This window comes from Listeria kieliensis (assembly GCF_003369925.1).
Taxonomy (GTDB): Bacteria; Bacillota; Bacilli; order Lactobacillales; family Listeriaceae; genus Listeria; species Listeria kieliensis_A.
Genome location: NZ_LARY01000003.1, coordinates 15,601 through 41,641, shown reverse-complemented (window position 1 = coordinate 41,641; position 26,041 = coordinate 15,601). Strand labels below are relative to the sequence as shown.

26 protein-coding genes are annotated in these 26,041 nt (G+C 35.9%); 18 read left to right on the top strand and 8 right to left on the bottom strand.

Going from position 1 to position 26,041, the window contains the following annotated elements:
* The first annotated feature begins 196 nt into the window (after nucleotides 1-196).
* The 16 genes from UR08_RS11595 (at nucleotide 197) to UR08_RS11520 (ending at nucleotide 18,001) form a co-directional block, all read left to right on the top strand.
* The gene (locus tag UR08_RS11595) at nucleotides 197-3,388 is read left to right on the top strand and encodes an Ig-like domain-containing protein (protein WP_115753838.1); all 3,192 of its coding nucleotides are present in this window, start codon (nucleotides 197-199) and stop codon (nucleotides 3,386-3,388) included.
* 410 nt (nucleotides 3,389-3,798) lie between these two features.
* A complete protein-coding gene (locus UR08_RS11590; RefSeq protein WP_115753837.1) occupies nucleotides 3,799-4,449 on the top strand; it encodes a cyclic nucleotide-binding domain-containing protein in 651 nt (216 codons plus the stop codon).
* 13 nt (nucleotides 4,450-4,462) lie between these two features.
* Nucleotides 4,463-4,891, top strand: coding sequence for a DUF4352 domain-containing protein (locus UR08_RS11585; RefSeq protein ID WP_115753836.1), 429 nt, complete (start codon nucleotides 4,463-4,465; stop codon nucleotides 4,889-4,891).
* Nucleotides 4,892-4,917: 26 nt separating this feature from the next.
* Nucleotides 4,918-6,168, top strand: coding sequence for a glycosyltransferase family 4 protein (locus tag UR08_RS11580; RefSeq protein ID WP_115753835.1), 1,251 nt, complete (start codon nucleotides 4,918-4,920; stop codon nucleotides 6,166-6,168).
* A complete protein-coding gene (locus UR08_RS11575; protein WP_115753834.1) occupies nucleotides 6,165-7,478 on the top strand; it encodes a UDP-glucose dehydrogenase family protein in 1,314 nt (437 codons plus the stop codon). The genes UR08_RS11580 and UR08_RS11575 overlap by 4 nt, the downstream gene beginning before the upstream one ends.
* Nucleotides 7,479-7,491: 13 nt before the next feature.
* Complete coding sequence (locus tag UR08_RS11570) at nucleotides 7,492-8,094, top strand: sugar transferase (protein ID WP_115753833.1); 603 nt, start codon at nucleotides 7,492-7,494, stop codon at nucleotides 8,092-8,094.
* Nucleotides 8,060-8,758 carry an acetyltransferase gene (locus UR08_RS11565; RefSeq protein WP_115753832.1) on the top strand — a complete coding sequence of 233 codons (699 nt, stop codon included), beginning with the start codon at nucleotides 8,060-8,062 and terminating at the stop codon, nucleotides 8,756-8,758. Before UR08_RS11570 ends, UR08_RS11565 begins: the two co-directional genes overlap by 35 nt.
* 14 nt (nucleotides 8,759-8,772) lie before the next feature.
* Nucleotides 8,773-10,305 carry a murein biosynthesis integral membrane protein MurJ gene (murJ, locus tag UR08_RS11560; protein WP_115753831.1) on the top strand — a complete coding sequence of 511 codons (1,533 nt, stop codon included), beginning with the start codon at nucleotides 8,773-8,775 and terminating at the stop codon, nucleotides 10,303-10,305.
* Entirely contained in the window at nucleotides 10,306-11,580 is a 1,275-nt protein-coding gene (locus tag UR08_RS11555) for a glycosyltransferase (RefSeq protein WP_240616094.1), read from the top strand. It begins immediately after the preceding gene.
* 6 nt (nucleotides 11,581-11,586) lie between these two features.
* Nucleotides 11,587-12,753, top strand: a complete 1,167-nt coding sequence (locus UR08_RS11550; protein WP_115753830.1) for a glycosyltransferase family 4 protein — start codon at nucleotides 11,587-11,589, stop codon at nucleotides 12,751-12,753.
* The gene (locus UR08_RS11545) at nucleotides 12,746-13,411 is read left to right on the top strand and encodes a YveK family protein (protein ID WP_115753829.1); all 666 of its coding nucleotides are present in this window, start codon (nucleotides 12,746-12,748) and stop codon (nucleotides 13,409-13,411) included. The genes UR08_RS11550 and UR08_RS11545 overlap by 8 nt, the downstream gene beginning before the upstream one ends.
* A gap of 13 nt (nucleotides 13,412-13,424) precedes the next feature.
* Complete coding sequence (locus UR08_RS11540; RefSeq protein WP_165849994.1) at nucleotides 13,425-14,093, top strand: CpsD/CapB family tyrosine-protein kinase; 669 nt, start codon at nucleotides 13,425-13,427, stop codon at nucleotides 14,091-14,093.
* Nucleotides 14,050-15,435 (top strand): O-antigen ligase family protein, encoded by a 1,386-nt coding sequence (locus UR08_RS11535; protein WP_115753827.1) that lies wholly within the window; start codon nucleotides 14,050-14,052, stop codon nucleotides 15,433-15,435. Before UR08_RS11540 ends, UR08_RS11535 begins: the two co-directional genes overlap by 44 nt.
* Entirely contained in the window at nucleotides 15,432-16,190 is a 759-nt protein-coding gene (locus UR08_RS11530; protein ID WP_115753826.1) for a Two component regulator three Y domain-containing protein, read from the top strand. The genes UR08_RS11535 and UR08_RS11530 overlap by 4 nt, the downstream gene beginning before the upstream one ends.
* A gap of 9 nt (nucleotides 16,191-16,199) precedes the next feature.
* Nucleotides 16,200-16,967, top strand: a complete 768-nt coding sequence (locus UR08_RS11525) for a DUF6270 domain-containing protein (protein WP_115753825.1) — start codon at nucleotides 16,200-16,202, stop codon at nucleotides 16,965-16,967.
* A complete protein-coding gene (locus UR08_RS11520; protein ID WP_115753824.1) occupies nucleotides 16,964-18,001 on the top strand; it encodes a CgeB family protein in 1,038 nt (345 codons plus the stop codon). The genes UR08_RS11525 and UR08_RS11520 overlap by 4 nt, the downstream gene beginning before the upstream one ends.
* A 369-nt stretch (nucleotides 18,002-18,370) precedes the next feature.
* Here the strand turns inward: UR08_RS11520 and UR08_RS11515 are convergent, their stop codons facing one another.
* Both UR08_RS11515 and UR08_RS11510 read right to left on the bottom strand, forming a co-directional pair.
* Nucleotides 18,371-18,991, bottom strand: coding sequence for an SDR family oxidoreductase (locus tag UR08_RS11515; protein WP_115753823.1), 621 nt, complete (start codon nucleotides 18,989-18,991; stop codon nucleotides 18,371-18,373).
* A 473-nt stretch (nucleotides 18,992-19,464) separates the two neighbouring features.
* Nucleotides 19,465-20,460: an NAD(P)/FAD-dependent oxidoreductase gene (locus tag UR08_RS11510; RefSeq protein ID WP_115753822.1), complete on the bottom strand. Its 996-nt coding sequence runs from the start codon at nucleotides 20,458-20,460 to the stop codon at nucleotides 19,465-19,467.
* 443 nt (nucleotides 20,461-20,903) lie between these two features.
* Here UR08_RS11510 and UR08_RS11505 point away from each other — a divergent pair, with 443 nt between their 5' ends.
* Nucleotides 20,904-22,115, top strand: a complete 1,212-nt coding sequence (locus UR08_RS11505) for an NAD(P)/FAD-dependent oxidoreductase (protein ID WP_115753821.1) — start codon at nucleotides 20,904-20,906, stop codon at nucleotides 22,113-22,115.
* A gap of 49 nt (nucleotides 22,116-22,164) precedes the next feature.
* Here UR08_RS11505 and UR08_RS11500 read toward each other — a convergent pair whose 3' ends face one another.
* The 3 genes from UR08_RS11500 to UR08_RS11490 all read right to left on the bottom strand — a co-directional run bounded on the left by UR08_RS11500 (nucleotide 22,165) and on the right by UR08_RS11490 (nucleotide 24,193).
* On the bottom strand, nucleotides 22,165-23,028 hold the full coding sequence (locus tag UR08_RS11500; RefSeq protein ID WP_115753820.1) for a PhzF family phenazine biosynthesis protein: 864 nt from the start codon (nucleotides 23,026-23,028) through the stop codon (nucleotides 22,165-22,167).
* A gap of 163 nt (nucleotides 23,029-23,191) precedes the next feature.
* Nucleotides 23,192-23,632 carry a hypothetical protein gene (locus UR08_RS11495; RefSeq protein ID WP_115753819.1) on the bottom strand — a complete coding sequence of 147 codons (441 nt, stop codon included), beginning with the start codon at nucleotides 23,630-23,632 and terminating at the stop codon, nucleotides 23,192-23,194.
* Nucleotides 23,633-23,713: 81 nt separating this feature from the next.
* On the bottom strand, nucleotides 23,714-24,193 hold the full coding sequence (locus tag UR08_RS11490) for a divergent PAP2 family protein (RefSeq protein ID WP_420812337.1): 480 nt from the start codon (nucleotides 24,191-24,193) through the stop codon (nucleotides 23,714-23,716).
* A 104-nt stretch (nucleotides 24,194-24,297) separates the two neighbouring features.
* Between UR08_RS11490 and menI the strand changes: the two genes are divergently transcribed.
* A complete protein-coding gene (gene menI / locus UR08_RS11485) occupies nucleotides 24,298-24,672 on the top strand; it encodes a 1,4-dihydroxy-2-naphthoyl-CoA hydrolase MenI (RefSeq protein WP_115753817.1) in 375 nt (124 codons plus the stop codon).
* A 41-nt stretch (nucleotides 24,673-24,713) separates the two neighbouring features.
* Here the strand turns inward: menI and mnhG are convergent, their stop codons facing one another.
* The 3 genes from mnhG to UR08_RS11470 are packed head-to-tail and all read right to left on the bottom strand — an operon-like array spanning nucleotide 24,714 to nucleotide 26,039.
* Nucleotides 24,714-25,292, bottom strand: coding sequence for a monovalent cation/H(+) antiporter subunit G (gene mnhG, locus UR08_RS11480; protein ID WP_115753816.1), 579 nt, complete (start codon nucleotides 25,290-25,292; stop codon nucleotides 24,714-24,716).
* Nucleotides 25,276-25,563, bottom strand: coding sequence for a Na(+)/H(+) antiporter subunit F1 (locus UR08_RS11475; RefSeq protein WP_036072987.1), 288 nt, complete (start codon nucleotides 25,561-25,563; stop codon nucleotides 25,276-25,278). The genes mnhG and UR08_RS11475 overlap by 17 nt, the downstream gene beginning before the upstream one ends.
* Nucleotides 25,560-26,039: a Na+/H+ antiporter subunit E gene (locus UR08_RS11470; RefSeq protein ID WP_115753815.1), complete on the bottom strand. Its 480-nt coding sequence runs from the start codon at nucleotides 26,037-26,039 to the stop codon at nucleotides 25,560-25,562. Before UR08_RS11470 ends, UR08_RS11475 begins: the two co-directional genes overlap by 4 nt.
* Nucleotides 26,040-26,041: the final 2 nt, after the last annotated feature.

Sequence of the window (26,041 nt, the reverse complement as noted above, 5' to 3'; positions counted from 1 at the left end):
ATTTTCAATAAGAAGTTTTTGTCATAGGCGTGAAAAATGATCAAGAAGCTTCCAAAAATGTAGTTAATTAAACAAAAAAAGTTTAAAAAACTTTTTTTTAAAAGTGTAAGATTAATATTAGACAGTAAATAAAAGAAAGAGGAGGGAAGAAGAAAATTCAATAAATAAAAATATTTTTATAAATTGGGAGGAAAAAATGGAAAAGAAAAAAATCTTAAAGAAAGGTGCCGTAGCACTCATAGTATTTAATGTACTTATTTCTACAGCTGCAGCATCATTTACAGCGGTTGCGGCCGGAACCAATTCAAAAGTAAACATAGAAACACGCTCAACGGTGGTAACGCCAGAAAATTTACTTAAAAATCCTGGATTTACATCAAATACACTAGGATTTGATGATTGGGTACCTGCTTATAATGATAAAGTGATCACTGGTCAAATGAGCAAAGATAACGCAGGTTATTTTATTTTCAAAAAAGATGATGTAACTGTAGGATCAATATCAGGTGGATTACGTTTTTCAACTGCAGGTGGGAAAGGAACCCTTACTCAAAAGATCCATGTGTTTAAAGGAGAAACTTATCGTTTAAATGCTACTGTTCGAGATATCGGAGGACTATTTGACGCTGGAGCAGATTTTTATTATAAAGTTGGAACCAAAGAAACTCGTGTGGCGGCTAAGAATGTCGGAAATCTTAACTATAATTATACTGCAACCGAAACAGGAGATATTGACGTGACTGTGGGAGTTTTAAGAGGGAATAATTTTTCTGGTTCAGCATATATGACACTAACAAACCTTGCATTTAAAAATACAGATATAACACCTCCAGCGGCGCCGACGATTAATCCTATTTATACAGATGCAAACCTTGCAACTGGTAAGGCTGAACCTAATACAACAGTTATTTTAACGACTGAAGATGGAGAGCTCGTTAAAGGAGCAGTAAATGCAAATGGGGACTATTCTGTTCAACTACCTCGCCAGATTATGGGGCGCATTGTTACAGTTGTAAACCAAGATATTGCAGGAAATATCAGTGATTCCACAACTTCTTTACCAATAAGACAGGGAGAGCTGAGTCTACCCGCAGTTAATGAAGTGACAAATGATAGCACGACAGTTAGCGGTGAAGCAGATTTAGCAGTTAACGTTAATGTTAAAGTGATAAAAAAGGATGGTACTGAAAAAGCCTATTTAGGAAGTACTGATACCAAAGGGCATTTTTCAATAGAGATTACTAAGCCTGAGTATGGAGATATAGTACAAGTTGTGACTTCTGGTAATGGTAAAGTAAGTCCTACAAGTGAAACAAAAGTTAGCGATGTGATTAAGCCTGTAGCACCTATCATTGAAGAAGTCTATACTGATACGACCGAACTTAAAGGTCAAGGTACTGTCGGAAATAAAGTACAAGTGACGTTACCAACAGGTGTTTTAGATCCAGTTTCAGTTGCCGCTGATGGTTCCTTCAAAGTTACTATTCCGACACAAGAAGAGGGTGCAAAAATTGGCGTAGCTCAAATTAAACCTTCTGGATTAAAGGGTGATGCAACAGTTATAGTGGTAAAACCTGGTAATTTGCCACAACCAATCATTAATGAAGTAACTGATCAATCTACAAGAATTGAAGGAAGTGCGACACCAAACGCTAATTTTAAGATTGTTCTGAAAAATAAAGAAGGTTTAGAGGTATCCGATCCATATGTCGGAACAGTGGATTCGACCGGTAAATTTTCTATATTGTTAGTAGACAAATTATCTTCTGAGTACACCGTGACGATGACTTTAACAAAGGGGGATCAGATAAGTAAACCAAAAACTATTAAAGTGAAAGACGTAACAGCACCAGATGCACCAGTAGTAAATAATATTTCAGCAGATGATAAAATAATTACAGGCACTGGTGAAGCGGGAACAAAAGCTATTGCTAAAGTAAATGGGCAAGAAATTGGATATGCAATTGTTGAAGCTGATGGTCAGTTCAAAATCTCTATTCAACCGCAATCAGAAAATGCAGTTGTGACTGTCATTCTTGAAGATGCAGCTAAAAACACATCAACTGCTGTAAGTAAAACAGTTACTCGCTCCACCAAGTTTGACTTAATTGTCCCAGACACATTAAATATTGGCACAAGTTCATTCAGTGGTACATTTGGAGTGGGAATTTCAAAAGTTCGACTTTTTGTTAATGGTGCAGTTGTCTCCCAAGCAACAACCAAAAATGGAGAGTATACATTTACGAATGTAGATAAGTTTGTGGTTTCTACGACTGATAAAGTAGAAGTAGTAGGTGTTGATAGTAAGTATGCTATTGTAAACCGAATACAAATTAATGTTAAAGGGAACTTAACTAAAGTTTTAATACCAGATGCATATGGGTATGGATCGAGCAAACTAACAGGTAAATATGAGGATAGTGCCTATAAAATTCGTCTTTTTGTTAATGGCAAAGTTCAAGCCCAAGCAATAATGGATGATAAAACTCATACATTCACTTTTAACAATGCAGCAAACTTGATTACAAGTCCAACTGATAAAGTGGAAGTTACGGCTGTAAATAAACAATATGCAGAAATTTATCGTGCAAATGTTACAGTGGAAAATTCTGCTGCAAACACACTTACTGTACAACCATATGAAATGGGTAGTACAACATTAACAGGAACATATGGCAAAGGAATTTCAAAAATACGCTTAGTTGTTGATGGTAAAATCGTTTCACAAGCTATTAATGATAATGGCACATACACATTCAAAAATGTTGACAAGTTAATCACATCTAATCAAGCAAAAGTAGAAGTTGTAGCAGTTAACTCAATTTACCAAGAGATTGGACGCAAGGATGTTCAATTGAGTGGTGTACTATACACTTTAACTGCAAATGCTTATAATGCAGGTGACCAAGTGCTTAGTGGAACATACGGCAAAGGAATTTCAAAAGTACGCTTATTTGTCAATGGAAAAGTTAAAGCACAAGCAAGTATGGATGAAGCTACACACACATTTAAATTTAATAATGTATCAAGTTTTATCACAAATCCGAAGGATAAAATAGAACTTGTGGCTGTTAATTCACAATATGTGGAAGTAAAAAGATTGATTATAAATGTAGTTAATCCAGATGAATTGAATGGACTTTCAGTGGATGGAAGTAATTATAAACTCGGTGCAGATACTTTGAGTGGGACATATGGGACATTAGGCTTTAAAGTTCGTCTGTTTGTTAATGGGAAAGTAAAATCTCAAGCAGAAAATGCTGAGGGCAAGTTTGTATTTAATGGCTTAAAATCTTTAGAGATTTCTGTAGGGGATGCTTTGGAGATAGTACTGGTTAATTCACATTATCAAGAAATTAATCGCATCTCTGTCAGTATAGTTGAATAAAGAAGACGGTATTTTAATGAACAAAGAATGGAAGAATTTGCGGCGGAAGTCAAAAATTCTTCCTCTTTGTTTAATTTCTATTTGGATCTGCTAACAACTTGAAACGTGTAATTGCTGTATCGAAATTTTTTACCAAATATATAGATCTTTCTGGAGGTTTATAGTAAAAAATGATACAAAATATTATTATTTTAGAAAGCTCTTTGTCGAGGGGGAAAGTGGTGAAAGGAAAATTATGTGGCATAAAAGCTTTGATAGATAATTATTTAATTGCATTTTTTGAGAACTTACCTTTATTAATTTAGAAGTGGAGATTTTGTGAAGAAAACGATCTAAATGTAACTTTTGTTACGTTTTAAAGCGTTGAAGTTAAATTCATTTTATATATAATGGTTATAGGGGGTATATACATGGATTTTTTTAGTTTGCACGAAAAAATAACGGAATTTCACAATTTTCCAAGTTATTTATTAAGTAAATTCCGATATAAAGAGATTGATTTAAAAAAAGGGGGCGCATATAAAGTTAAATCTAATGAATTTATTATTATATTGGGAGGGCTTTTAGTTAAAGAAGATTGTAATCGAATAACGAAGATGTGTCAGTACAGTTTTGATATAGAAGGAAGTTTTATTTTTAATGTGGGAGATGATAAAACTTGTAATTTAAGCAACATTAAAAATAGTCACATCGCAGTACTTGATTCAAATATGATTTTTGATAATTTAGAAAAGGATGGTTTACTTGTTCACTTATTTTTAGAGCAATATCTAAAAGCTGAGAAGAATATGGACTTTCTAAAAGTAAATTTCTCAAACTCAAATGAACGAATTATTCATAGTATGTTACAGATTGCTAGATTAAATCAGCGAGCTTTCAATTTGCCATGCCTAGTGTTTCCGAAAGAGATCAAGGTGATAAATTTAGCCAAATATTGTAATTGCAATAGAGTAACTGTATCAAGGTTATTGAATAAATTAAAAGATGGAAAATATATTTTTACAGAAAAGGATGGATTAATGATCCCTGAAGAAAGTATCAGTGATTTATTAAATATGTAGAAGGAGCAATTTGATGAAAAAGGTAGGATTAATAATAAGTTTGATGTTGATATTATTTATCTCAGTAGCTTGTGGAGAGCAAACGCAATCCAAAGACATAGAGAATAAAAAAACAAAGTCATGGGAAATCCTCCCCACTAAAATAGAGGTGAAAAAAAGTTCCGAGAAAGGTAAAAAGGAGCTTGTAATTTCATATAAAGCAAAGAACATTTCTAAAAAAGAGCAAGGTATTGTTGCAGCAGATTTTTTTCTGTCAGATAATGACGAACATTATTTTTATGCAAAAGGCAGCTTGAAAAATATTAATGAAGTTGTGAGGCCAGGAAAAGAAGTGCGTGGAAAAGGTTATTATATTATTGCGGATGACTTAAAAAAAGCAGATTTAACCTATAGTCCAGTTAATACAACAGAACGAGTAGTATGGAAAAACCTTTCATTTTAAAATATGTATAAAAAAGGTGGGGCTGAATGAATATTTTATATTTACATCAATATTTTGCAACTCTATCGTCATCCACCTCCGTTAGAAGTTTTATTTTTTCACAAAAACTTGTTGAGAATGGACATAGAGTTACTGTTATTACGACAGATGCATTTATGAAACAGGAACGACCATATAAGATAAAAGCGGATGTAAAGTTTTATAATATCAAAGGCGTAGAAATATTAGCTGTTAGTAGTTGTTATAGTAATTTCATGAATAAAAAAGAACGCATTAAGGAATTTTTGAAATTTATGAAAAAATCAGAACGAATTGGTAGGCAATTAAGAAATATTGATTTGATATTTGCTACCTCAACACCTCTAACAATAGGAATTCCTGCTATGAAATTAAGTAAGAAACTAGATGTTCCTTTCATTTTTGAAGTACGCGATTTGTGGCCCGAAGCACCTATTCAAATGGGCTATATAAATGTTAAACCTCTTCAACATTTACTTCGCTTTGTAGAAAAACAAATCTATAGGAAGGCAGCGTACGTAGTGTGTTTATCGCCAGGTATGGCAGATGGAGTGCTTTCAAGAGGTGTCCCAAAAGAAAAGATTTCTGTTATTCCTAACCTAGCAGATATAGAACTTTTTTCAGAAGAAAATATTAATAAAAAACTTAAACAAGATATTATGGCAAAGTACTCGCTTAAAGATCAATTTATAGTATCCCATATTGGAGCCATGGGGGAAGCAAATGGTTTGCATTATTTACTAGATGCCGCTGAACTTATTAAAAAACAAAATATTCGAGAAATTAAACTTCTTGTTGTAGGAAGTGGTAAGGTAAAACCTTTCTTAGTTACTGAAAGTGAGAGACGCAATTTACAAAATGTAATTTTTATTGACAGTATTGAAAAAAAAGATGTTCCCACGTATTTAGATATAGCCAATATTACAATTACAAGTTTCTTACCAAAACCAATTCTAGCCACAAATTCTCCAAATAAATTTTTTGATTCTTTGGCTGCAGGGAAACCAATCATCGTGAATTCGAATGGCTGGACAAAAGATATCGTTGAAGAGAGAGGTATTGGCTATTATGTCGATGCCAAAAAACCAGAACAATTAGCTAATTTGCTAATTGAATTAAAGGACAAAAAAAAATATTTAAATAGTTTGAAAGGAAAAATAAAAAATCTAGCTAAAGAGAAATATAGTACTAAAGGTGCTGTCATAGATTTAGTTGGGATTTTTGAACATGTTACTAATGAGTGGAGTGAGAAAAGATGAATATTTCTATTGTCGGAACAGGATATGTTGGTTTGGTTACTGGTGTTGGGTTAGCAGAAATTGGACATCATGTTACTTGCATTGATATTAACGAAGAAAAAATAAGAAAACTAAAAAAAGGAATTTCACCTATTTATGAGCCTGGAATAGAATCCTTAATTTTAAAGAATATTTCTAAAGAAAGATTAGATTTTACGACATCTTTTGATGAAGGCATTCGTTTTGCTGATACTATTTATCTTGCAGTTGGTACACCTACTGGAATTGATGGAGAAATTGATATGACATCTTTTGATAAAGCATCTAATGAAATTGTTGACTCAATTAACGGACCAACCATTATAGTTATCAAAAGCACTGTGCCAGTTGGGACAAATAATTCTTTGCAAAAAATGATGAATGAACGTGCACAGCATAAAGTTACAGTTGTTTCAAATCCTGAGTTTTTGCGAGAAGGAAGAGCACTTAGCGATTTATTTGAAGGAGATCGAATTATCATTGGGTCAGAAGACAAAGAAGCGATAAAAACGATGGAAAGAATTAATACTCCATTTGATATTCCGATGGTTATTACAAGTCCTAAAAGTGCTGAACTGATTAAATACGCGTCAAACGCTTTTTTAGCTACTAAAATTAGTTTTATAAATGAAATTGCTAATCTGTGTGATCTTGTAGGTGCAGATATTCAAGAAGTAAGCTTTGGGATGGGATTAGATAAACGAATTGGAAGTCAATTTTTACAAGCAGGAACTGGCTACGGTGGTTCTTGTTTTCCTAAGGATACACTGGGATTATTACAAATCGCTAAAGAATCGGGTATGAAGTTTCAGCTTTTACAAGAAGTTATTAAAACAAATTCTAAGCAGCAAAAAATCCTTGTCAAAAAGTTACTAACAAAAATGGACACGATTAACGGAAAAAAAATAGCGATTCTTGGGGTTGCATTTAAGCCGAATACGGATGATATTCGAGAAGCACCTGCATTAAGAATAATTGAAGAACTGTCGAATCAAGGTGCGCTTGTTTATGCTTATGACCCAATTGTGGAAAAAAGTAATAAAGCTTTGCCACAAAATATTAGAATGGTGGATATGATTGAGGAGGCGCTTAATCAGGCAGATGCAGCACTTATTGTGACAGAGTGGGAAGAAATTAAAAAACTAAAAGCTGAAGACTTTAAAAAATGGATGAAATGTCCAATTATAGTTGATGGTAGAAATTGCTTCGACCCAAATGAAATGGTACAACTGGGGATTTATTATCAATCCATCGGACGTGGAGGAGAAAAAAAATCGTTGGTTCTCAAATGAAGGAGGGGTCAGCATGCAAGTTGAAATTTATCTAAGAATAAAGGAAATGATAGATCGATTAATGGCCGCGTTGATTTTGGGAATTCTTGTAATACCACTTTCTTTTCTCACTCTATTCTTAGCTTGTTACTATCAAGGGAATCCATTTTATACTTGCGAAAGGGCAGGTCTTAGAGGACGTTCGTTTAAGCAATATAAATTTAAGTCTATGTATGATGATATTTTGAGTGAGGAAAGTGGGGCAAAGCAACGCATTAGTCCGATTGGGAAAATTTTGAGAGAGTGGAGTATTGATGAGATTCCTCAACTTGTAAATATTTTAAAAGGGGATATTAGTTTCATAGGTCCACGTCCCCTCACAAGTGACTATATTGCTTTATACACGGAAAGCGAAAAAAGACGACTTGAAGTTAAACCTGGACTCACTGGTTTGGCACAAGTAAATGGACGGAATGCAATTAGTTGGAAAAAGAAGTTCATGTTAGATGTCCAATATGTAAATTCTGTTTCATTTTGGCTAGATGTCAAAATTCTATTTCGCACCATTCGGGTTGTTCTTTTAAGGGAGGGAATTAATCAAAATGAGAGCATTACAGCAGAACGTTTTAAAGGTTAAAAAGAATCTTGTAATCATTGGATATGGTTCGCAAGGCAGAATGTTAAAAAATATGCTTGAACAATATGACTTTGGATACAGGTTTTCGGGATTTTTAGATGATCAAATTGAAATTCCTCGCAAAAAGGGCGATTCATTTGAAGCGCCTCTTGAATATAGCGAGCTTTTGCTACAGGAAGATGTCTACTTTATTTTGGCTATTGGGAAAGTAGAAGATCGCTTTCAAGTGGTAAAACGATTAGTAGATATTCCTTTAGAGCGTTATGCAACTCTTATACATCCTTTTGCTTATGTAGATAAGACAGTGGAAATCGGGGCTGGAACCTATATTTCGGCGAATGCCGCAGTCATGCATGGAGTTAAGGTGGGGCACCATACAAGCATCTTAACTGGAAGTGTTATTGAATATGAATCCCAAATAGGATCTTTTGTAAATATTTCACCAAACACCACTTTATGTGGGAATGTTTGTATAAATGATGTGTCTTTTATTGGTGCAGGGGCTTCAATTATTCAAGGACTTACAGTAGGAAAAAGGAGTTTAGTTGGTGCAGGTGCAACTGTTATTAAGGATATCGCTGCAGATTCGATAGCTCTTGGAACACCAGCTGTAGTTAAATCCCGCAAAAAAGAGCCAACATTATGCAATGTTTATAATATCTAAATGGGAAGATCGTGATGAGTTTGCCGAAAACCAAAATCGTAAATGTCTTTTATAGTGTGATTATTTTCACTGTTGGCATTCAAGTTTTATCGATGCTGCGAACTACTTTACTTGCAAAGCAATTTGGAGTTTCGAGTGAAATGGATGCCTTTAATCTGGCTAATTTAATGATGGTTGCAATTGTTAATATCGGAGGAGCAGCAATTCCGACAGTTGTAATCCCATTTTTAACAAACGTATCAGAAGAGCAATTACAAAAAGCAAGAAGAGTATTAAATTCCTATCTCGTAACTATCCTATCTGTAAGTTTGTTTTTTTTGATACTTGTCTATTTAATGGGATTTGTCGGCATGGAGTATTTTCACTGGAAAGTAAGCGAGCCGTTTTATTATATGACCTACCTACTGACCTTTATTATGGGGGCTGGACAACTATTTAGAATGTATTCTTGGCTACAAATTTCCAATTTAGAAGTTGAGGGAAAGTTTATCTGGATTAAAGCTGTAGGGTTCATAGCAACCTTTCTTAACTTATTATTTCTTCTGTTTTACGGCTCGCAGCTCACCATTTATCAAATTGCTCTTTCTGTAGCTTTTTCATTTCTCATCGAAGCCACTCTACTTGCTTGTTCAAATCGGAAATGGGCATTTAGATTTTCCTTTGCTTTTCGTTCAGATGAGTATAAACGATTAATACGGCTTACACTTCCTTCACTATTCGGAGCTATTCTCTATCAAGTGACGATTTTACTGCCCAATTTATTAGGAAGCTATTTTGGGACTGGCTATATTTCTATGATGACCTATGCAAACCAAATTATAAGTATTTTTCAAGTGCTACTAGTCACCAACTTACTCTCCATGATTTATCCGAATTTAAGCAGAAGTTTTCAAGAGTCACTTCAAATCGGCAAGGCGAAATTTATTCAGTATATGAAGCTATTAGTTTTACTAATTGTGCCAGTCGTTGCCGGTATGCTGGTTCTGGGGCGCGAAGTGATTAGTTTGTTGTTTGAACGTGGAAGCTTTGATAGTGCATCAAGTGCTCAAGTCTTTCAATTTCTTTTGTTCTTGCTGCTTAGCCTTCCGTTTACAGTGTTTAAAGAGCTAACTTTTAAAATTTTTTATAGTCTGGGGGACACCGTTACTCCCGTTGTGAATAGTACATTAACGATTATCTTTCAAATTTTATTTTTAATCGTTGGTGTTTTTAAAATAGGAGTAATTACTCTGATGATTTCTCCACTAGTTGTAGCCTTGTTCGCACTCATTCTAGCTATTCTAGTCTTAGCAAAAAAAATGTCTTTCAAATATGAATTTGCAGCTATTGCTAAAGAAACCGGAAAATCTGTTGTTAATGCGGCTATCATGGCAGGTATCATCTATGTAGTAAAAGAATCGATTGCTTTTTCATCAGAAATCATCAATTTAGTTTTCTATGCGGTAATTGGAGTTATCGTATATGGATTACTTACAACAATAATGGATTTCAGATTTGTTCAGCAGTTTTTGCCGGGAAAAAATAGAACTGATAAGGAAGGCTTATAAATGACCATAACAAAAAGAAAGCACTCATTTATTCTAGAAAATAGAGTAGAAAAACCAATGAAAGTATTGTTTTTTATTTCCAGCTTCCCAAAGCTCTCGGAAACTTTTATTTTAAACCAGATTACAGGGCTACTCGATCGAGGTGTAGAGATAGAGATTCTTGCTTGGAATAAGGTTGTTAACAAGCAGGATCATCAGACAGTTTCAGAATATGATTTACTTTCAAAAACAACCTTTCTTGATATTCCATCGAAAAAGGGACAGCGACTTTTAAAAGCCAGTCTGTTGTTTGCAAAATTATTTGTTCGAAATAGAAAAGTGGCTATAGAAACTTTGAAATGGCGAAAATACGGTCAAATGTCATCATCACTTCGTTTACTTTATAGTGCGTCTTATTTTCTTTCACGTCATCAAACAGATGCGGTTATTATTCACTATGGTCCCAATGGAAATATTGCTAACTTTTACAAAAGCTTAGGACTTCTTAATGAACGGACGATGGTGTTCTTTCATGGTCAGGATATTACTTCTTTTGTTGAAAAATGGGGACAAGGGATTTATAGCGACTTATTTAGAAGTGATATTAAATTGCTTCCAATTAGCCGCTATTTTGCTGAAAAACTACAAATTTATGGTGGGATCGAAGAAAATATTACCATTCATCGTATGGGGATTAATACAGATGAGTTCAGCTATCATCAATCTCAGAAACAGAATCCACTTCGATTTTTGACAATCGGAAGATTAACGGAAAAGAAGGGGATGAAAACAGCTATTCAAGCAATGGCTATCTTGAAAAAACGTCTATCTATCCCTTTTCATTTAGATATATTAGGCGACGGGGAACTGAGAAAAGAGTTGATGGAACTTATTGATGAGCTGGATGTGAACGATGTGGTTACACTGCACGGAGCACAAACCCAAACAGTTGTAAAAAAAGCAGTGGAAGAGGCTAGTTGCATTATCCAGTTAAGTCAAACTGCTAAAAATGGAGATATGGAAGGAATTCCAATGGTGCTGATGGAGGCGATGGGAAGGGGGAAATTAGTGGTTTCTACGTATCATAGCGGAATACCTGAACTGATTAGAAATGGTGAAAATGGGTTTTTAGTGCCTGAAGATAGTCCTGAAGATGCTGCAAAATGTATGATAGACCTTTTGCATATGAAACAATCAGAGTGGAACGAAATATCCAAAGCAGCACGAAATACGATTGTCTGTGAATTCAACTTAGAGACATGGAATGATTCTTTATTAAAAAAATGTAGAGGATGAAAAGGATTGGAAAAAAGAAAAGCTAACAGAATCTTTATGTGTAGTTCTGTACATGTTTGGTCGGATACAAGAATTTATTTTAAAGAAGCAAAATCACTTGCAAAGAAAGGGTTTCAAGTCGAATTTTATGCACTAGACTTTGATGGCGAAAAAGAAAGTATTACTAATTTGGAAATGCATTATTTGCCAGTGCTTAAGCGGAAAGATCGACATCATCACATGCGGGTTTTGTTTCAAGCCTTTGTAGAATCAAGAGCAAGGAATTTTCATTTTCATGATCCAGAGCTTTTGTTTCTAGCTAAAAAAATCAAGAAAAAATATGGTAGTGAAGTAAAGACAGTTTATGACATGCATGAGCATTTACCAGCAGCTATTTTAACGAAGCAATGGATTCCCCGCTTCAGTAGGACTTTTTTATCTAAATTCATAGCGGCAATCGAAAAGTACTATTTGAAATGGGTGGATGCAGTAATTTATGCAGAGATTTCATACAAAAAAAATTATGCTAAAAATCAAGCTATAAAAACGGTGGATGTGTTAAATTATCCAATCATGCCGCCGGAGATTAAAGGAATACCTACACAAAAATTTACGCTAATCTATGTAGGTGTTTTAACAGAGCAAAGAGGGCTTTTCAATATGTTGGAGCTTGCAAAGACCTTACGTGAAAAAGGATGTCTTGATTTTAAGTTAAAACTAATCGGGCCTGTGTTTACAGATGAAGACAAAGTTGCGGATTTTATTGTAACGAATAAACTTGAAAAACATATTGAGCAGCTTGAGCGAATGCAATATAAAGATATCTGGGAACACTATTATCAAAGTCATATCGGGCTGTGCTTGCTGCATCCTACACCAAATAACTTAAATTCACATTCCACAAAACTATTTGAATACATGGCAGCAAGGATTCCCATCATTGCATCCAATTTCCCAGATTTTACACAAATTTTAACAGAAGCAGACTGTGGATATACAGTAGATCCTTTTGACCCAGAAGGATTAGCAGACCTAGTAATCAAGCTAAAAGAGGATAAGAAAAGAACTGTAGAGATGGGAGAGAATGGCTTCCGAGCCTTTAAAAAGCTATATAACTGGCAGTGCGAATCGGAAAAATTAGTTGAGTTATATGAAGACTTTGGGAAAAAAATAAGGTTGGGGATTTATGAGTAAAAAAAATGTGACGGTGGGGAATTTGTTTCAAACGGTTAAGAAAAATATACTTTGGATTGTTTTGATTCTTTTGGTGGCGCAAATGAGTGTTTGGGTATATCAAAAGTACATTCATACCGATGAATATCAAGCAGAAACATCACTTTTGATTAATGTAGAGCAAAAAGAAAATGAACTTTATACACAAGAAGGAATTCGAAACAGCATTCAACTCATTACAACGTATTCTTCAGTTTTAAAAAGCAGTAAAATTATGGCATTAGTCAATACAGAAGAACAAATTGCTGGAAAAGATAGTAAAGGGCTGGCTAGTCGGCTTTCGATCAGTTCAGATCAAAATTCACTAGTTTTTCATATTACGTATACTGATCAAGACCAGAAGCAAGCGAAACAAGTGAGTCAAGCCTATGTGAAAACAGTTGAAAAGGAAATACCCAAGTTATTTAAAGGCAGTACAGTTATTGTTTTAGAACAGCCAAGTGTCCGATTAATTAGTCAAGGAATTTCTATGAACTTAATTGCTCTTTTTGTCAGTACCATTCTAGCTACGATATTTATTTTACTGATGACGTTCACAGATCGAACAATTAAATCACAGGAGCAAATCACGCTGTTAAATATCACATATCTGGGGGATGTCCCTGAAATTAAAGATTAAGGAGCTGAGTTACATGGGGAAAAAAAATAAAGTAGAACAATTACCATCCTTGAATCGGATCCTCCAAGAAAAATTCTCGGCAATTCAAACTAATATTCAGTATATGCATAGCCAAGATGACATATTTCGAATCATTGCCATTACTTCATCAAATAAAGGTGAAGGAAAAACTTTTTTTAGTACAAATTTTGCCAAAACAACGGCTAATTTTAAACAAAAGGTATTATTAATTGATGCAGATTTTTATTCCCCGAGTCTTACAAAATTGTACCGTCTAAAAGGCAGGGAAGGACTATCAAATGTTTTGACGGGACGCTCAAAACTGGAAGATGTGGTTTATCATGCAACAGAATGCTTAGATTTTCTAGCAGTTGGAGCAATTCCGCCTAATCCACTTGAACTATTACGAATCCAAGGAGTGGAAAGCATTACGCAAAAAGCACTTGAATTGGGTTATGAATATATTATTTTTGATTGTCCACCAATTAACTTATTTACCGATTCTAGACTGATAGCGTCATCCTGTGATCTAGGAATTCTTGTTGTTAATAATAACAAAACGAAGGAAGAAGAACTCTCCAGTGCAAAAAAACTACTAGATAAGTCGGGCGTTAAAGCAACTGGTGCTGTATTAAATAATGTTAAATATAACAAAAAGAAATATGATTACTATGGTTATTAAAAAAATTCCAGTTGGCGCTTTATTTGTTTTAATAAGCATAATTGCGGCGGTTTACCCGTTTATCATTCTTCTGGCTATAGCCATAGGACTTTGTATCATTTTAGCGGATACTTTACTTAAGCGTATTACACAATTTTTATTTGCTATCGTCGCTATTGCTGCGATCTTTGGACCTTATTTAAGTTTTCCAGGAATGGGCGGGTTATTTTTATTCCGGATAGTGCTCCTCCTTCATTTTGTTTTGTTCTTATTTGAGAAGAAAGATTGGCAATTTCTGAAGGCAATTAAAGTTCCGTTACTGGCAATTGGATCATGGATAGGGTTTTCTATTGTGACGCTTATATGGAGTCAAGATTTACAATTAAGTCTACGGGCCATTTATTTTCAATTAGAAAGTTTTTATCTTATTTTCCTTGTTGTGTATTACGTAAGGCAGATGCAAGACCTAAAAAAATTGCTGTATTGGATCATTCCACCTTTTCTTCTATCTATTGGGGTTGGCTGCTATGAAATGTTCACAGGAAATCATTTATGGTATTCAAGCTTAGCTGGAAAGGGATATCCAGATTACCGTCCAACAGGACTACTTACCAATACGAATGATTTTAGCTCCTACTTGTCAATCTATTTCCCATTATTTATTTATTTGCTATTTCAGAAAAATATGTGGTGGAGATGGCTCATTGCTTTAAGCAGTATGGGGATTTTGTTTTTCTTAGTGGTAGCAAGTGAGTCACGAACTGGGCTTTTAGCGTTTGGAATCATGCTACTTTTACTTATCATCAAATTATTCTCGAAGCTTATTTCTGGTATTCTACTGTTTATCGGCATTAATTTGGTTAGTATCTTTCTACTTGTCATGCAACTTATTGGAAAACAAGAATTTGGTTATTTAGTTGGTAAAGAAACATCGACCGATCAGCGTTTGCTGATCTATGAAACAGGCTTAAATGTTGCAAAGGAGAGCCACTTTCTTGGTGTCGGCATCGGGGTGGTTCCAAATTATATTTTTCAGGCGCTTTATGGAACTGTCAATATTCCTGATGATATGCAGCAGACAATGAGTGCACACAATTTTTGGTTAGCTACACTCGCAGATGTGGGAATCTTAGGGTTATGCTGTGTGTTGTTCTTTTTTATATGGCTACTTGTTTATGCATGTAGACAGTTTGTAAATGAAAAGGGACTATTGACAGGAACTTCTCTGAGTATTCTTATTGCTTTTGTTGCAATTTCAATCGGTAGTAGCAGTATTTTTGAAATGCGTGTCGTGTGGCTTGGCGTAGGGATTGCATTAGCTATTGTCCATCTAAATTTAAGAAAAAAGGAAGAAAAAATATGAAAAAACGATTCATTGGTCTCTATTTTAAACTCATCAGCAGGAAATATCATGCAAGTAATCACACAGTTGTAAAATATTATATGAAAAAAAATTCTCGGAACGATAGTTTAGTGATTGTATTCAGCGCATTTTCCCGTCCAGGCATTCCGGCAACTTATAATTATATGGCAACTACAAAAGATATTGAAGCTGTTCGGTTGTTTATTTTAGATGATTTTGGTCATAACAAGCAGGGAGGGTATTATTTGTTTCATGAAGGGAGCAATAACCCGGAAAAAGCTGTGGCTGAGCTTATTACTAAAACAAGTGTACAAAAAAACTATCGACAAATCATCTGCGTGGGGACGAGCAAAGGGGGATACGCGGCTATGTACTTTGGACTTAAACTTGGGGCAGATGCCATTATTTCGGGGGCGCCGCAATATTTTTTGGGCAAATATTTAACCGATATTCCGGAAAAAAAAGAGACATTTGAAGGCATGGTGGGGAAATCAGGAATTTACTCAGTTTCTTATTTGGATGGGATTCTCAGAAATAAAATATATGAAAAAAAAGGAAGCCAAACAGATTTCTATCTACATTTTTCAACAAAAGAGCACACGTATAATGAACATATCGCAGATTTAATTAAAGACTTGAAACAACAGGATTACCGTCTTGTTTTAGACAAGCAAGAATATGTTAAACATCAAGAAGTGGCCCATTATTTCCCGCCATTTTTACGGGAAAGTTTGCAAAAATTGACGAAGGAGTGAAAAAATAATATGGTACAAAAAATAGGTGTACTCGGAACGTGTTTTAGTCGAAATTTCTTAAATTCGAATGATTATTTTAATCCTGAGTATAAAAAAAATTATACCGTTGTCTTTACGCAGTTTCACTCTTCGCTGATCACGCTCATGACGGAGCCGTTTTTCTTCGAAATTGATCACTATGAAGATATTCCACCTGAAAAAAAGAAGTTTGTTGTTGCTGATTTTGAAAAAACTTTTTTTCAAAAACTAAAGCAAGAATCCCCAGACTTTTTGATGATAGATTTATATGCAGACGCACTCAAAAAAGTAGCATTTATTAGCGCTAAACAAGCTGTGACTATCTCACCTATTATTGAGCAGAGCCGAATTCAACAAGATTTGTCTATTGAAAGATTAGTTAGTCAAGACAACTGGCAGCAATTTTTAAACTATTGGCTTTCTGCGGTTCGCCAGTTTAAAGAAAAGATTTCGCCTTACTTAGATGAAGAACAGCTCATTTTAAATCAAGCAGAGTTAACGACCCGTTATATCGATGAAAAAGGGAGAGAGCGTTCTTATGAAAATCTTTCTCGAATCGCAAAATACAATCAACTTTGGCGGGAACTTGATCAGTACTTTTTAACCATTTTCCCAAAGGCGAAAGTGATCAATATGCGGGGGGAAGCTTATATCGGAGACGTTCGCTACCCATTTGGACATTCCGTTTCCCACTATCAATCGGACTATTATAAAAAACTATATTTAAAATTTGAACAGGTCACTAGAGGTGAATTATGAGTAAAAGAACAGTGCTGTGTGTAGGCGCTACCTTTCCAGGAGCTAATAGCCAATCATTTTTTGACGGTTTTCGATCACTCGATTTTCAGGTGATTACTATTTCAACTGACTATTACTTTTATCATTACACACCAGCTGAACGTGTCTATATGAGAATCATGAATAAGCCGTATTCCCGAAAGTATCAACAGTTTAATGAACGAATCATGGATGCCTTGAAGAAAACTAAGCCTGACCTTTTTTTTGTCGTCAAAGGGTTATGGGTAGATAAAGAAACAATTATTTATGCTAAAAAACTTGGAGCGAAAACTATTCATTTTCATCCTGACTTTCTATTTGACGACCGCTATCATACATCAAAAGTACTCAACAAAGCGATTACCGAATATGATATTGTTGTCACTCCAAAAATAACAGAGGTGACCAAATATAAGAAATATGGTTGTACCAATGTTGTACAAACCCAATATGCTTATGATCCTTCTATCCATCATCCAACTGGCATGACTGAATTTGAGCGAAGTTACTATGGCTCAATGCTGACTTTTGTCGGGAGAATGGAAGCAAAGCGATCCGAATGGCTGGAGGAAATTGCTAAAAGAGGTTATGACCTTAAGGTTTGGGGGACAAACTGGAATAAGTTACCCAAAGATAATCAATTGCGTCGTTTTTGTACCTATGAAGGCGTATATATGCAAAACATGGCAAAAGTATTTGAGGCAAGCAATATTTCACTAGGCTTTTTAACTCATCTTTCTAACGAGCAGCATACAGCCCGCACCTTTGAAATTCCAGCTTGTGGTGGTTTTCTTTTAGCAGAGCGGACAGATGAACATAAAGCATTATTTGTAGAAGGAGAAGAAGCTGATTTTTTTTCAGATTCAGAGGAGATGCATGCTAAAATTGATTTTTATTCTGATCGTTTAGATGTTGTAGGACGAATGAAACAAAAAGGATACGAAAGGGTAAAAAAACTATCTGCCACTTATAAACAAAGGGTGATTGAAATTTTAACCTTCTTGGATCACTACTAGAGAAAGAAATAAGTATTTGTCTATTCAAACGGAATATTGCCTTAAAGAACATCAGGCCACCTAGCCTTCGAAAAAAATTGTTGTTTGAACCATCAACCGTTTACGTCTATTTTTTTACTTAAAAGAATGATGAAATTTACGCCTAGCCAGGTTGTTTCTTCTGCTTCGTGTTCACGAATATATTTGGCAAGAAAAAGGTGCATTATATTTAAAATTTTCATGTCACATAATTGTCTCAAAATCACTTCAATGTTTTTTCTTAGTCTCTTTTTAAAGCTTCATTTTCATTCACGAAATAAATATGGTGGAAAGGGAACATACAAATAGAAAAAAGCATCTCAAATTTAATAGAGATGCTTTTAAATATGGTTAGAGATATTCCTTAATTGGTATATCGCCATTAGCAAACGTATAAATTTTTTTAAAAGTTTTTTCTTCTGGTAAAACTGCCGTAACGAAAGCAGCAACATCTGCGCGAGTCACAGTTGATTCGCCAAATGAAGTAACGTCGGCAACTTTCCCAGTAGGCTCATCATTCGAAAGTGTAGTTGGCCGCAAGATAGTATACTCAAGTCCGCTAGTTATCAGGGCATCGTCTGCTCGGCCTTTGGCTTCAAGATAAGTCTCAAGCGATTTAGGCCCTTTTTCAGGCTCACCAGCGAAAAGGGAACTAATGAGTACAAAACGCTTTACGCCATACTCCTTTGCGGTTTCTATCGCTTTTATCGCGCCAAATTGATCGACCGCAATCGTCTTGTCCGCGCCCGTTTGCCCACCGGATCCTGCAGCAAACACGACAGCGTCGATTTCGTCGTAAGCGTAGCTGAAATCTTTTTCCAAATCACCGATAATAGGATGACCTCCTAGACTTTCTAAATCTGGCATTTGTTCTGCTTTACGTACCATTGCACGCACAAAATTTGTGGGACTAAGCAGACGAACAATTTTTCTGCCAATTTGTCCATTTGCCCCTATAATTAAAACTTTCATTTAATCGTCTCCTCCTTTAGCATAAGGAATAATTTACTTTTCCCGAATTTGTTCTGTAGAAAACGTATAAAATTACAGATTATTTAAACTACAACACTAATTTTTAAAATAAAGCGCTTACATTAGTTGTTTATGACCTAGAATAGACTTTTTACGACATTTTTCGTTATAGGGCTGTAAATTATGATAGTATTTAGCTATAGAGAGATAGATAAATAGATGAGGTGATGAAGAGATGCTAAGGAGGATCAAGCAAGGTTTACTTCAAAACAAGAAGCAAAAAGAAGAGAATGCTTCACTTGAACGGGAATTGCAAGAACTTAGAGCCCGGATGCACCGCATTCAACAACAGATTTACAGTGATAAAGAGAGACGCTTAATAAAGCAAGAGAATAGATGAAAAACAAAACCATGATAGAGTCTTTAACGGAGAAAAGGGACTTGGCAAACGCCAAGTCCCTTTTAAGTTGTACTTAAGAAAATAACGAAGTAGAGTGCATGGGTTGTGCTCTTGTTCCAGGGTCGATAAACGCAACCGCATTGTTTACTGCAGTTGGGGCTTCCCCGAAACCAGTTGCGATGAGTTTGACTTTACCATCATAGGTACAGATATCGCCCGCACAGTAAATGCCTGGAATTGAACTCTCCATTTTTGAATTGACAAGAATCGAGTTTCGCTCAATTTCAAGATTCCAATTTTTGATTGGGCCAAGTGATGAAACAAAGCCGTAATTAACGATAAAGTCATCAAGGACGAGCTCTTTTTCTTGTTCGCCTTTTACTTCATTTAAAATAACTTTTTCGATTCCTGATTCATTTCCAATTAGCGCTGTTGGAATGAAAGGTGTTAAAATTTCGACGTTTGAATTTTGCAGTCGCTCTACGCTATGTTCATGGGCGCGAAAAGTCGCTCTACGGTGAACAATTGCAACCGAATTTGCAATCGGCTCAAGCATCAAGGCCCAGTCGACAGCAGAGTCTCCACCACCGCAGACAGCTACATTGCGGCCTTTAAAACGGTTTAAATCGTTGATGAAATAATGCAAGTTTTTATTTTCATATTGTACGGCTTCATCTAGTTGGAGTTTGCGTGGTTCGAAAGCGCCATTTCCAGCAGTAATGATAATTGTTTTGCTGTAATGAGTATCCTGATCTGTCAAAATTTCAAAAGTCCCATCCGCTTCTTTTTCAATCGAAGTAACGGTTTCACCGAGACAAATTTCCGGTGAGAAAGGATTCATTTGTTCAATCAAATTATTTACCAGTTCTTGCGCCCGAACTTTCGGAAAACCTGGAATGTCATAAATATATTTTTCAGGGTAGAGTGTAGAAAGCTGTCCACCAAGCTGAGGCAAACTTTCAATGATTTTAACACTTACATTTCGCATGCCTCCGTAAAACGCCGCAAAAAGTCCAACTGGACCACCTCCGACGATTGTAATATCATAAATTTTGGTATTTTTATCCAAATATGTTCCCCTCCAATTGCAAAGAACTATTATGCACTTACATAACACATCTATTCTAGCATAAACTCAATTGAAAAGAAGGTAGTTTAACTTAAAAGCACATAAAAAATGAAGTGATTTATTTCACAATCTTTTTTGAATAGTAAAAAAAGAAAGCGCTTTCTTGATAGACCAATTGTTTGTTAAAAATGTAACAAAACAGTCAAAATGATTAGTTAGACGTTTTTCTGTTTGTTTAAAAACCAGACCATTTAAATTCCTTTAGGTAATGGCGTTTTATGGCTTGAAATCTAGTTGAAAAACGACTATCATTATAGTTATAAGTGGTATTTTTCACGCAGGGTAGATGTATCAGCGCAGGTCTCTACGCTTACTGTCCAAAAGGAATCATTTGCATAGTAGTTTGTGAAAAAAATATAAAGGGAAAGTAGATGTGATTACAGATGAGTAAACCAAAAGTTGTCATTTTAGGCGCAGGATACGGTGGACTTAAGACGCTTAGAAAGTTACAACAAGCAAATGCTGAAGCAGAAATTGTTCTTGTGAACAAGAATGACTATCACCAAGAAACAACATGGTTACATGAAGCAGCAGCAGGAACGCTAGAACCAGAAAAATTGGTTTATCCAATTTCAAAAGTTGTAGATTCCAATAAGACGACTTTTATTCAAGATGAAGTCGTTAAGATCAATAAAGACGAAAAAACCGTGACACTAAAAAATCAAGGAGATATTTCTTATGATTATCTTTTAGTGGGTCTTGGCTCAGAAGCTGAAACTTTCGGTATTAAAGGACTAAAAGAATACGCACTTACGATCACGAGCATTCCATCTGTTAAAGAAATTCGTGCTCATATCGAAGAACAATTCTCGAAATGGAAAACAGAACAAAAAGATGAACTGCTTACGATCATTGTTGGTGGCGCTGGTTTTACTGGTATCGAGTTCCTTGGAGAACTAACTAACCGGATTCCTGAGCTTGTTAAAAAATATGATGTTCCGCGTGAAAAAGTTCGGATTATCTGTTTAGAAGCGGCTCCAAAAGTATTACCGCAATTTGATCAGACTCTTGTAGATTACGGCGTTGGTGTACTGGAAGATCGCGGCGTTGAGTTCCTTGTAGGAAAACCTGTTAAAGAGGCAACTCCTGAAGGTGTTCGTTATGCAGAAAGTGAAACAGAAGAAAAAGAAATTAAAGCAGGTACTATTATCTGGGCTGCTGGCGTACGTGGTAGCAGCGTAATCGAAGCATCTGGATTTGAAGCAGGTCGTGGACGTGTTAAAGTAAATCATAATTTGACGGTTCCTGGTAATGAAGAAATTCTAATCATTGGTGACTGCTCACTTATTATCAATCCAGCGAATGATCGCCCGTACCCAACAACTGCTCAAATTGCAATGCAACAAGCAGATGTTGCTGCGATCAACTTAGCTAAACTGATAAAAGGTGAAAGTGATCTTGTTGATTTTGAATATCATGAAAAAGGAACGGTTTGCTCGCTAGGCGATAACGATGCAATTGGTGTTGTTTTTGGTAAAAATATCAAAGGCTATCCCGCTTCCTTTATGAAGAAAGTCATTGATGACCGTGCGCTATTATTAATTGGTGGACTTGGTACAATGATGAGTAAAGGAAAGTTCAAATTCTATAAATAAGGCATAAAAAAAGCGCATTGCTTAACTTAAGCAATGTGCTTTTTTTTAATTATTTTAAGCTATCTAGATTTAAGTATTTAGTCTCGCTATAATAACCTTTTCCGCCGACCCATACTTTGTCGATTTCATTTTTACTAGTAGTAGATAATGTAACTAAAATTTCAGAAGGTGAATGTAAAGAATAACCTTGTTCAAATATGTAAGTGTCTTGTTGTAAATAGCGATGCTCATAAAGATAACAAGCTAATGCGCCGTTTGAAGTTCCAGTTGCAGCTTCTTCATTGATGTCATATAGTGGGGCGAAATTTCTAGTGATAATTTGAGTATTATCAAAAGCATATAGATGTGTTCCTACAACATTATAATGTTCGCTGATTTCTTTGATTTTTTCAAAATTGGGTTGTAGGGTATGTAATGCGGTTTTACTTTTTATTGGGATTAAAATATCTTTTAATCCGGTAGAGACAATTTGAATGGGATATTTTTCCTCTATCAAGCTAACATCAAAACAGTCGCTGAACTGGCTTTTAGGGATGGTATCACCGAACACTGGATTGTTTTGTTCCATGAATAAGTTATCATCTTGTATAGTGATAGTCAGGACACTGTTGTTTGTCTCGATCGTATAATGACTGCGAGAGAGCTTGTTTAAATGCATGAGAATTGCAAAAGAGCCAATTGTTGCATGACCACACAAATCAACTTCTTCTTTTGGAGTGAAAAACTCAAACTTGTAGTCAGCCTTTTCGGATGCTGATATAAACGCAGTTTCTGCATAACCTAACTGTTTGGCTATGGCGATTTTTTGAACAGCAGTCAGTGCGTTTATATCCTGTTCGAATACTACTCCAGCTTTATTTCCGCCTTTATGGTCTTTGCTAAAAGCGCTTGCTACATAAACAGGTATTTTCATTAATTATCCCCCTTCCTCGCTAATGCAATTGTAACATAGAAAGCACGGCCTAAAAATAAAAGATGAGACTAATTTTTTTTACAGTTTGAAGAGAAGCTGACTAGATCGAAAAAGCATTTCCCACTAACGGAAAATGCTTTTTCATAGATAATAAAAATAACAATTAAAAACGCGTAGAGCTTGGTTCAATCGTATATCCCTTATAAAGCTCAAGGGCAGATGACGTTTCGATTTTTCGCAGTTCAAGCAGTGCAGAAAAAAGTTCCTTCACAGAACAGTCTAAGTTTTTCTTATCATGATGGATCGTTATAAATTCCATGAGGGCTGTATAAAAATCAAAGTGACTTTTAAGCATGTCTTCGATGTCTATATTCATGTCACGTCTGTCTTCTCCAATATTTCGGACAGATTCAGTAACGTCTTTTGTAGAACATTTTTTTAGCGATTGGACGAATAAGCGTTTTGCTTCCGAATATTGTGCGTCTAAATAGCCAGGAATACACTTACGCTCTTGATATTCCTCAGATTTAACATAATAAGTGCTAAACCAGTAATTGATGAGTTCGTCTGAATGTTCTTCTAAAAAGCGAATAACACGTGCCACGAGGTTCACTTCCTTTTCCTTTATAGAACCATTGTAGCATGTTCCAAAAACAAAGTGTGTGACAGATTGGTGAATAATGAATTAGAAACTACCCATTAACCAAGCAATCAAAAGTCCAATGCCAATTCCTGTAATTGCCCCGAAAAAAACTTCCATCGGTTTGTGACCAAGAAGTTCCTTCAAGTGTTTTTGTTTCTCTGCTTGTTCTGGTGCCGTTAGTCCCTTGGCATGTTCAACAAATTCTTGGAAATCAGTGACAAGTTTATTGAGGACAGCTGCTTGTTCACCAGCTTGGCGTCTTACACCAGTTGCATCGAACATTACGATAATGCCGAATACAACAGCAATGGCGAAATAAGGGGAATCAAATCCGTGCTCGATCGCAAGTGTTGTCATAAGTGCTGTTACTGCTGCTGAATGAGAACTTGGCATCCCACCTGTTGAAAACATCAAGCCCCATTCTATTTTCCGTGAAATCATTAATCGAATCGGTACCTTTACAAATTGCGCAAATAAAATTGCTACGATCGATGCCACGAGTGGCACATTTTCCAATACCATCAAAATCGCCCCAGTCTACTACATATATTCTCTTTTTATATTACCACATAAAAGCCCGCAAAAAACCGAGTTTTCCGATATAATGGAAACAAAGAGGTGAGAATATGGATTTTGGAGAGTATATTGGCATAAAACAAGTGATGGTTTCAAAACACCGCGTGGAGCTTGAACTGCTTGTGACCGATCAAGTTAAACAACCGTTTGGCTATCTACATGGCGGGGTTTCCGTTGCTCTTGCAGAACATGCGGCGAGTCTTGGAGCAGGAGAAAATATCGAAAAGAATCAAGTTGTTTTCGGACAAGAAATTAATGCCAATCATATAAAAAGTGTGGAGCAGGGCTTCGTTCATGCGGAAGCAACTCCCATGCATATTGGACGTTCTACACAAGTTTGGCAAATTCGGATTACAAATGATGCAGGTGAACTGATTTGTATAAGTCGCTGCACGGTGGCAGTTCGCACAAAACGCATAAAATGACAAAGCAAAAGCTGGAGCGGGAGAAGCCGCATCCAGCTTTTTTACTCATCTTTCTTATTTTTCTCGTCTTCTTCTTCAATAATTTGATTTTCTGAGTCGTCCGATTCTTCACTAATCGCCGTTTCATCTTGCTCGCGACCTTGGTCTTCATCACGCTCACGCTGATCAATTTGTTCCTCGCGAAGCTCCCAATCAAGCCGATCCTCAAGCTCTTCTTTTTCTTGGCGGGCTTTTTCGATTTGTTCTTGGCGAATAATCAAGTTACGACGTTTTTTAATATCATCTTTTTTGACAGAGCGCAACTGGTCACGAATTCGAATGGCAAGTGGCACCCCGGTATCATAAGCAGCCCGGTTGATTAAGTGTGAAGCAACTGGCGTAGTAAGGTAGATGAAGAGAATAGCGAGCAGCACTCGCGGATGGAAACCTTCGCCGGAATGAAGGAAAAAGCCCACTGTCGCGAATAAAATCAAGCTGACGCCAAATGTATTACTAATACCAGCCGCATGCGTTCGGGTATAAACGTCGGGAAGGCGGATAACGCCAATTGCTGCTAAGATACTCAGGAGTCCGCCTAACACGATCATGATGGCTACGATGATCTCAATTATCACGTTCACGATCGATCACCTTCCCTTTCTCAATAAACTTGGAGAATGAAACCGTTCCGATAAAAGCGAGTAGTGCGATCAAAAGAATGACATCAAGATAGGCATTGGTCCGGTAAAACATCGAAAGTAGCGCTACGATAGCAACTAGGTTCATCCCAATGGAGTCAAGGGCAATAACTTTATCGGAAGTTGTTGGTCCTTTTAAAATTCGATACAAGTATAGAAAAGTGGAAATCGAATAAAGCAAAAGACCAATTGATAAGGCAATTTTGATAATCATCCGTGGAACACCTCCATGATCGCACCTTCATAAGAATTTCGAATGGTAGCAATTTCTTCTTCAATATTTGGTACATGTAGTGAATGGACATAAATCGATTTATAGTCATCTGAAATATCAATCGAAAGCGTACCAGGCGTGAGTGTGATCATGAGCGCAAGCATCGTAACTTCCCAGTCCGTCTCAAGAAGCGTATCATACCGGAAAATCCCCGGCCGAATGTTCATATCTTTTTTAAGCACAATCCGGCTAACATGAATCGTTGAAAGCACCAAATCGTGGAAGAAATTATAAAGCAATTTCACGAGCGCCAGAAGCCGAAAAATATAAAAAGTAGATCCGAGAAAGCGCCGCATGAAAAATAGTAAAATGATTCCGATGAAAAAGCCGATCACAAAGGTTCCGAATGTAAACGACGATTCAAGAAACATCCAGAGGCAAGCTAGAATTACATTGATAATTAACTGAAATGCCATTT

Coding starts and splice junctions, on each gene's coding strand:
- UR08_RS11500 (WP_115753820.1), bottom strand. CDS start 23,028: ATGAAAATACCTGTTTATGTAGCAAGCGCTTTTAGCAAAGACCATAAA.
- UR08_RS11595 (WP_115753838.1), top strand. CDS start 197: ATGGAAAAGAAAAAAATCTTAAAGAAAGGTGCCGTAGCACTCATAGTA.
- UR08_RS11470 (WP_115753815.1), bottom strand. CDS start 26,039: ATGGCATTTCAGTTAATTATCAATGTAATTCTAGCTTGCCTCTGGATG.
- UR08_RS11535 (WP_115753827.1), top strand. CDS start 14,050: ATGTTAAATATAACAAAAAGAAATATGATTACTATGGTTATTAAAAAA.
- UR08_RS11575 (WP_115753834.1), top strand. CDS start 6,165: ATGAATATTTCTATTGTCGGAACAGGATATGTTGGTTTGGTTACTGGT.
- menI (WP_115753817.1), top strand. CDS start 24,298: ATGGATTTTGGAGAGTATATTGGCATAAAACAAGTGATGGTTTCAAAA.
- UR08_RS11525 (WP_115753825.1), top strand. CDS start 16,200: ATGGTACAAAAAATAGGTGTACTCGGAACGTGTTTTAGTCGAAATTTC.
- UR08_RS11475 (WP_036072987.1), bottom strand. CDS start 25,563: ATGATTATCAAAATTGCCTTATCAATTGGTCTTTTGCTTTATTCGATT.
- UR08_RS11585 (WP_115753836.1), top strand. CDS start 4,463: ATGAAAAAGGTAGGATTAATAATAAGTTTGATGTTGATATTATTTATC.
- UR08_RS11490 (WP_420812337.1), bottom strand. CDS start 24,193: ATGGTATTGGAAAATGTGCCACTCGTGGCATCGATCGTAGCAATTTTA.
- UR08_RS11505 (WP_115753821.1), top strand. CDS start 20,904: ATGAGTAAACCAAAAGTTGTCATTTTAGGCGCAGGATACGGTGGACTT.
- UR08_RS11530 (WP_115753826.1), top strand. CDS start 15,432: ATGAAAAAACGATTCATTGGTCTCTATTTTAAACTCATCAGCAGGAAA.
- UR08_RS11580 (WP_115753835.1), top strand. CDS start 4,918: ATGAATATTTTATATTTACATCAATATTTTGCAACTCTATCGTCATCC.
- UR08_RS11545 (WP_115753829.1), top strand. CDS start 12,746: ATGAGTAAAAAAAATGTGACGGTGGGGAATTTGTTTCAAACGGTTAAG.
- UR08_RS11590 (WP_115753837.1), top strand. CDS start 3,799: ATGGATTTTTTTAGTTTGCACGAAAAAATAACGGAATTTCACAATTTT.
- UR08_RS11570 (WP_115753833.1), top strand. CDS start 7,492: ATGCAAGTTGAAATTTATCTAAGAATAAAGGAAATGATAGATCGATTA.
- UR08_RS11540 (WP_165849994.1), top strand. CDS start 13,425: ATGGGGAAAAAAAATAAAGTAGAACAATTACCATCCTTGAATCGGATC.
- UR08_RS11515 (WP_115753823.1), bottom strand. CDS start 18,991: ATGAAAGTTTTAATTATAGGGGCAAATGGACAAATTGGCAGAAAAATT.
- UR08_RS11565 (WP_115753832.1), top strand. CDS start 8,060: ATGAGAGCATTACAGCAGAACGTTTTAAAGGTTAAAAAGAATCTTGTA.
- UR08_RS11520 (WP_115753824.1), top strand. CDS start 16,964: ATGAGTAAAAGAACAGTGCTGTGTGTAGGCGCTACCTTTCCAGGAGCT.
- UR08_RS11555 (WP_240616094.1), top strand. CDS start 10,306: ATGACCATAACAAAAAGAAAGCACTCATTTATTCTAGAAAATAGAGTA.
- murJ (WP_115753831.1), top strand. CDS start 8,773: ATGAGTTTGCCGAAAACCAAAATCGTAAATGTCTTTTATAGTGTGATT.